At 61.6% G+C, this 6,575-nt stretch carries 6 protein-coding genes; 5 read left to right on the top strand and 1 reads right to left on the bottom strand.

Translation table 11 applies throughout. The features are described 5' to 3' along the window. The 5 genes from Q0R02_RS04290 to Q0R02_RS04270 all read left to right on the top strand — a co-directional run. On the top strand, nt 1–516 hold a 516-nt coding region (locus Q0R02_RS04290; protein ID WP_293881162.1), incomplete at its 5' end, for a histone deacetylase. A gap of 76 nt (nt 517–592) precedes the next feature. Beyond that, the gene (locus Q0R02_RS04285; protein WP_293881161.1) at nt 593–2,476 is read left to right on the top strand and encodes a 2-oxoacid:acceptor oxidoreductase subunit alpha; all 1,884 of its coding nucleotides are present in this window, start codon (nt 593–595) and stop codon (nt 2,474–2,476) included. 42 nt (nt 2,477–2,518) lie between these two features. Next, nucleotides 2,519–3,553 carry a 2-oxoacid:ferredoxin oxidoreductase subunit beta gene (locus Q0R02_RS04280; RefSeq protein ID WP_293881159.1) on the top strand — a complete coding sequence of 345 codons (1,035 nt, stop codon included), beginning with the start codon at nt 2,519–2,521 and terminating at the stop codon, nt 3,551–3,553. Nucleotides 3,554–3,570: 17 nt separating this feature from the next. Continuing rightward, nucleotides 3,571–4,932, top strand: a complete 1,362-nt coding sequence (locus Q0R02_RS04275) for a deoxyribodipyrimidine photo-lyase (RefSeq protein WP_293881169.1) — start codon at nt 3,571–3,573, stop codon at nt 4,930–4,932. A gap of 129 nt (nt 4,933–5,061) precedes the next feature. Next, nucleotides 5,062–6,210, top strand: coding sequence for a cyclopropane-fatty-acyl-phospholipid synthase family protein (locus Q0R02_RS04270; RefSeq protein WP_293881167.1), 1,149 nt, complete (start codon nt 5,062–5,064; stop codon nt 6,208–6,210). Here the strand turns inward: Q0R02_RS04270 and Q0R02_RS04265 are convergent. After that, on the bottom strand, nt 6,207–6,533 hold the full coding sequence (locus Q0R02_RS04265; RefSeq protein ID WP_293881157.1) for a PilZ domain-containing protein: 327 nt from the start codon (nt 6,531–6,533) through the stop codon (nt 6,207–6,209). The two genes, Q0R02_RS04270 and Q0R02_RS04265, sit on opposite strands and share 4 nt — an antisense overlap. Between the last annotated feature and the right edge of the window lie 42 nt (nt 6,534–6,575).

The raw sequence follows: 6,575 nt of genomic DNA, 5'->3' as shown, positions 1-6,575 counted from the left end.
GTCTTCAACGATCTCGCCATTGCGGCACTGCGCCTGGTCGGAGAGGGCGATGCGACGCGCATCCTGATCGTCGATTGCGACGTCCATCAGGGTGACGGCACCGCAACGATCTTGGCCGGACGTGACGACATCACTACGCTTTCGCTTCATGCCAACAGGAATTTCCCGGTTCGCAAGGCGCAATCGACCCTCGATGTGGCGCTGCCCGACGGGACCGGCGACGACGCCTATCTGGCCGCGCTGGTCCCCGCGCTGAACCAGATGATCGATTTGGCCCGTCCCGACCTCATCTTGTTCCAGGCCGGTGTCGATGTTCACGCGGACGACAAGCTCGGTCGCCTCGACTTGTCTGACGCAGGCATCGCGGCGCGTGATACGCTGGTCGCCGGTCGCGCACGTGCGCTCGGCATCCCGCTCGCCAGTGCGATGGGTGGGGGCTATGGCGATGACGTTCGCGCCGTCGCCGCACGGCATGCGCGAACGATGCGAACTCTGGATGCGACATATCTGGATTAACATGCCCGTGAGTTTTACTGTTTTGCGACAACAGCGTTCGCGCTCTATGGGCAACCGATACATAGCAGGATGAATCATGGCCTCCGCCGTTCACGAACTGACCCCCGCCGAAGCCAACGCCCACCCCGTTGCCGAATCCATCGTCGTCCGCTTCGCAGGAGATTCGGGCGACGGGATGCAGTTGACGGGCGGCCAATTTACTCTGTCGACCGCGCTGGCGGGCAATGATCTGGCGACATTTCCCGACTTTCCCGCCGAAATTCGCGCGCCGCAGGGGACGTTGTTCGGCGTTTCGGCGTTCCAAATCAATTTCGGATCGACCGCCATCGATACTGCGGGCGATGCCCCCGACGTGCTGGTCGCGATGAACCCGGCGGCACTGAAAACCAACGTCGGCGCGCTGAAGCCCGGTGGCCTGATTATCGCCGACGAGGGCGAATTCGGCGTCCGCAACCTTACAAAGGCGCACTATGAAGTCTCGCCGCTGACCGATGGCAGCCTCGCAAAATACCAGCTCATTTCGTTCAACATTTCGCAGCTGACGCTTGATGCCGTGAAGCCGTTCGGCCTCGGCAATAAGGAGGCGTTACGGTGCAAGAACATGTGGACGCTGGGGCTGGCGCTCTGGATGTTCGACCGTTCGCGCGATCCGATCGTCGACTGGCTGAAGACGAAATTCGCCAAGATGCCGGTGCTGGCCGAAGCCAATATCGCGGCGCTAAACGCGGGTCATGCTTATGGCGAAACGGCCGAGCTGGGACCATCGGTGAAGCAACACAGCGTGGCCCCGGCACCCGCCGAACCCGGCCTGTATCGCACTGTCACCGGTGCTGAATCGATCGCAATGGGTCTTGTCGCAGGTGTCCAGCTAGCTGGCGTCAAGATGTTCTTCGGCGGCTATCCGATCACCCCGGCCTCCGCGATCCTGCATTTCCTGTCGCGCCTGAAGGAGTTCGGCGTCACGACCTTCCAGGCCGAAGATGAGATTGCCGCCATCGCCAGCGCCATCGGGGCGAGTTATGCCGGGCAACTGGGCGTCACGTCCTCGTCGGGTCCGGGTATCGCGTTGAAGGGGGAGGCCATGGGCCTTGCCATCATGACCGAACTGCCACTGGTGATCGTCAATTCGCAGCGGGGCGGTCCCTCGACCGGCTTGCCGACCAAGACCGAGCAATCCGATCTCTATCAGGCGGTTTATGGCCGCAATGGCGATGCGCCGATGCCCGTCATTGCGGCGCGATCGCCCGCCGATGCTTTTGATTGCGCAATCGAAGCGGTGCGGCTCGCCACGCAGTTCATGACCCCGGTGATGCTGCTGACCGACGGCTATATCGCCAACGCCGCCGAGCCTTGGAAAGTGCCAGATACCAGCAGCTTCACGCCGTTCCCGGTGACGTTTCTGGATGCCGTGCCAGAGGGTGGCTTCAAGCCCTACGGCCGCGATGAAAAGCTGAAGCGTCCGTGGGTGCGTCCGGGCACGCCGAACTTGCTGCACCGGATTGGTGGCATCGAAAAGGCCATCGATACCGGTCACATCAACTATGAACCCGCCAATCATCAGGCGATGACCGACATCCGCAAGGCCAAGATCGACGGGATTGCCGACCATATCCCCGAGCAGGCGGTCGAACTGGGCGCGACTTCGGGCAAGCTCGTCGTCGTTGGTTGGGGTTCCACTTTTGGGCCGATCCATCAGGCGGTGCGTCGCCAGCGCGCGTTGGGGCGTGACGTGGCCCATGTCCATATTCGCCACATCTGGCCGCTGCCGCGAAATCTCGCTGTCCTACTGCGTGGATATGAGCATATCCTCGTCCCCGAAATGAATACGGGCCAGTTGAAGACGGTATTGCGCGACGAATTCCTGGTCGATGCGAAACCGTTGAACAAGGTTTCGGGCCAGCCGTTCAAGATATCAGAAATTGAAGACGCTATTGAATTGTTGCTCGACGAAGCAACTTAATTGCTCATCTAGAGTGATTCCTGTGACTCTAAAGGACCTCGAATGAACGACATGACCCCCATTCGCACCTCGACTCCCAAGGACTGGGAGACCGACCAAGAGGTGCGCTGGTGCCCCGGTTGCGGCGATTACGCGGTACTAAAGGCTGTCCAGCGGACGATGCCCGAAATCGGCGCGCGTCCAGAAAACACGGTCTTCGTCAGCGGGATCGGCTGTTCGTCGCGGTTCCCCTATTACATGGAGACTTATGGCTTTCACACGATCCACGGTCGTGCGCCCGCAGTCGCGACGGGAGTAAAGCTGGCCAATCCCGAACTCGACGTGTGGATTATCACCGGTGACGGCGATGCCTTGTCGATCGGTGGCAATCACACGATGCACCTGCTCCGCCGCAATCTCGATTGCCAGGTCCTGCTGTTCAACAACGAGATCTATGGCCTGACCAAGGGCCAATATTCGCCGACCTCACGCGTCGGCACACGGTCGCCGTCGACGCCGTTCGGTTCGGTCGATGCGCCGGCCTCGCCCTGCGCGTTCGCGCTGGGATCGGGGGGGCGGTTCATCGCGCGCGGGATCGACATCAACAAGAAGCTGCCCGAAGTCCTGAAGGCGGCCTATCGCCATAAGGGCGCGGCGTTCGTCGAAATCTTTCAGAACTGCATCGTTTACAACGACGACGTCTTCGCACCCTTTACCGACAAAGCGAATGCGGCCAACGGGCAGTTGTGGCTCGAAGAGGGCAAGCCGATGCTGTTCGGCAATGGCACCAAGGGTTTGCGGATCAATCGCGATGACCTGCGGTTCGAGATTGTCGATGTGGTCGATAATGATTGGGCGACAGCTGGCGTGCAAATTCATGACGTCACCAACCGCGCACTGGCCCATATGCTAGTCGAGATGCCGGCGGGCGATTATCCCGTCGCGCTCGGCGTCCTCTACGACAACCCGCAACCGACTTTTGAAAGTGCCGTCGTCGCGCAGAACGTCGAAGCGGCGAAGGGCAAGACGCCCGACCTGCAGGCCTTGATCGCGCGCGGGCAGACCTGGGAAATCGAAAAGGAACCGCACGTCATTTGATGGGTTCGTCAGCGCACATGGCATCCCCCTCGATCTTCTGGTTTCGGCAGGACCTTCGCCTGTCGGACAATCCGGCCCTGCTTGCTGCGGTAGCGGAGGGACCGGTCGCTGCGGTTTATGTTCTCGACGACAAGGCACCGGGCGATCATGCCATCGGCGGAGCGCAGCGGTGGTGGCTACATCACAGCTTGGTTGCGCTGGCCGATTCGCTGAAAGCGAAGGGGGTTACTTTGATCCTGCGCCGGGGAGACAGCATCGCTCAACTCGATGCCCTCGCCAGGGAAACCTGCGCTGCAAAGATCTTCGCGACCCGGCTGTACGAGCCGTGGTGGAAGGCGCTCGACGAACAGCTCGGCGAAGGGCTGACGTTGGTTGACGGCAATTACCTTGCTCCCCCTTCGGTGCTGAAGACCGGCAGCGGTGGGCGCTACAAGATATTTACCCCCTATTGGCGGGCGCTGAGCCAGCTGATGCCACCCCCGCCGCCGCAGGATCCGCCGGGCAGGATCGAGGGTGTGTCGGCAAGGACCGACAGCCTGGCCGATTGGAAACTGCTGCCGACGACGCCGGACTGGTCGCAGGGTTTCAGTGACTGGATGCCGGGGGAGGCGGGCGCCACGTCCGCGTTGCAAAACTTTTTGGGTGAATCAGCCGACTACGACCGCGCCCGGAACATGCCGTCTGAGGAGGGCACCTCGCGCCTGTCGCCACATCTTCATCACGGCGAAATCTCGCCGACAACGGTCTGGCATCACGTTGTCAAAGCGGAGGGCGATGGCGAGCCCTTTCTTCGCGAGATCGGGTGGCGCGATTATGCTGCCAACGCGATCGACCAGTTTCCCGAATATGGGACAGTCAACGCTCGCCCTGACTTCGACGGCTTGAACTGGCGTACCGGCCCGGATGCCGATGCCGACTTCACCGCCTGGACACAGGGGCGCACGGGCTATCCAATCGTCGACGCGGGGATGCGTCAGCTCTGGACGACGGGCTGGATGCATAACCGTGTCCGGATGATCGTGGCATCGTTCCTGATCAAGCATCTGCTGATCGACTGGCGACGCGGCGAGCGCTGGTTCTGGGACACGCTGGTCGATGCCGATTATAATTCGAATAGCGTAAACTGGCAGTGGGTGGCGGGCACCGGGGTCGATTCGAATATGTTCGTGCGGATCATGGCGCCGCTGGTCCAGTCGGAGAAATTTGATGCGGAGCGATATATCCGGCGCTGGGTTCCCGAGCTCGCGACGCTGCCCGACGCGGTGATCCACGATCCCCATAGCTGGGGGCGGGCCCCGCCCGATTACCCCGTTCCGCTGATCGGTCATCGCGAAGGTCGCGAGCGCGCGCTGGCGGCCTATCGGACAATGAAAACCTAGCAGCACTTGCCGAGGCGCAATGGGGTGGGCACAAGCCGCCGGACAATGAACGCCACGGTATCTTCTCACCACAACCCGCTCCAGCGAACGAGATGGATCGACCGAATTACCGCCCGCGCGTTCGGCCTGATGCTTGACCGTATCAATGCCGGGCTGGCGGTCGGCACACTACAGGCGAGCTTGCCTGACGGAACGGCGCGCATCCTCGGTGGCCGCGCGCCTGGACCGGTGGTGATCGTGACGCTTCACCGCTGGCGGGCGCTGTTACGGCTTGCCCAGTCGGGATCAGTGGGATGGTACGAGGCATGGGCTGCGGGTGAATGGTCAAGCCCCGACCCAGTGCCGCTATTTGATCTGTTCATGCGTAATCGCGCGACGCTGGGAAAGACCGCGCGGGCAGGGGGATTTTCGCGCATTGCCATGCAGCTGCGTCACGCGCTGCGGCGAAACAGCATGTCGGGCGCCCGCCGCAACATCATGGCGCACTATGACCTGGGCAATGAGTTTTACGCGGCGTGGCTCGATCCGACGATGACATACTCGTCGGCGCTGTTCGAAGATGAGGATGTGGCCGGGCCGCTTGCCGAGGCCCAGAACCGTAAGATGGTGGCGATCCTCGACCGTTTGAACCTCCAGCCAGGCCAGGCGCTGCTGGAGATCGGCTGTGGATGGGGTGGCCTGCTGGAGGCCGCCATCCAACGCGGGTATGTGGCTACGGGACTGACGCTTTCCCCCAACCAAAAGGCGTTTGCGGATCACGCGTTGCAGGGGGAAGCCGTGGTATCGCTGGTCGATTACCGCGACGTGATCGGCCAATATGACGGCTTGGCCAGTGTCGAAATGATCGAGGCCGTCGGGCAGGAATATTGGCCCTACTTCCTGGATGCGGTCGTGCGCTGCCTGAAACCGGGCGGGCGGGCGGCACTCCAGTATATCTCGATTGCCGACGACATCTTCGAATCCTACGCCTCCAGCGCCGATTTTATCCAGACCTATGTGTTTCCGGGCGGCATGCTCATTTCCGAAAGCCGGTTTCGCGCACTTGCAGAGGCGCGGGGACTTGCTTGGACCGATCAGCGCGACTTCAACCTGCACTATGCCGAGACGTTGCGGCGTTGGCGCGGGCGTTTTGACGACGCCGTAGAGAACGACCGGCTCCCGCACGGCTTTGATGCCAAGTTCGTTGCGCTATGGCGCTATTACCTGATGTATTGCGAGGGCGGCTTCAGAGGCGGCGGGATCCAGGTTTCGCAGGTTACGCTGGTGAAACCGGCTTAGCGGCGTGCAACGATGGCCTGAAGCACGGCCGGGTTCAGCAGAGTTGCGAATGCGCACCCAACCGAATTTCCATCGTTCCAGATTACTTCGGCCTGCAACCCGCCGAGGCCGGGCAGCGTAAGCCAGCACAATGTGCCCGAATGCATGGAGGTGATGGCCTGCACGGCGAATCCACCGAGTGAAAGGTCGGTGACAACGGTGTTGAAACCGGTCGCGCCCGATGGCCGAAGGGTCGCCTGGATCGCGAGAGGATGCCGGGGCGCGCAGCGATCTTCCTGTGCGGCAACGCTGTAGGCGTCATGCGGTTTGATAATTAAAGCCATTACTCAAGCCCCTCCACAAGATAAGAGACTGTACCCGGAAAC

Source organism: Sphingomonas sp. (assembly GCF_025353885.1).
In the GTDB taxonomy this organism is placed as follows: Bacteria; Pseudomonadota; Alphaproteobacteria; order Sphingomonadales; family Sphingomonadaceae; genus Sphingomonas_O.
This window is presented reverse-complemented; position numbering and strand designations above follow the sequence as displayed.

Bases quoted from the DNA above. Each gene is read 5' to 3' on its own strand.
- Q0R02_RS04285 (WP_293881161.1), top strand. From the start codon at position 593: ATGGCCTCCGCCGTTCACGAACTGACCCCCGCCGAAGCCAACGCCCAC.
- Q0R02_RS04280 (WP_293881159.1), top strand. From the start codon at position 2,519: ATGAACGACATGACCCCCATTCGCACCTCGACTCCCAAGGACTGGGAG.
- Q0R02_RS04275 (WP_293881169.1), top strand. From the start codon at position 3,571: ATGGCATCCCCCTCGATCTTCTGGTTTCGGCAGGACCTTCGCCTGTCG.
- Q0R02_RS04270 (WP_293881167.1), top strand. From the start codon at position 5,062: ATGCTTGACCGTATCAATGCCGGGCTGGCGGTCGGCACACTACAGGCG.
- Q0R02_RS04265 (WP_293881157.1), bottom strand. From the start codon at position 6,533: ATGGCTTTAATTATCAAACCGCATGACGCCTACAGCGTTGCCGCACAG.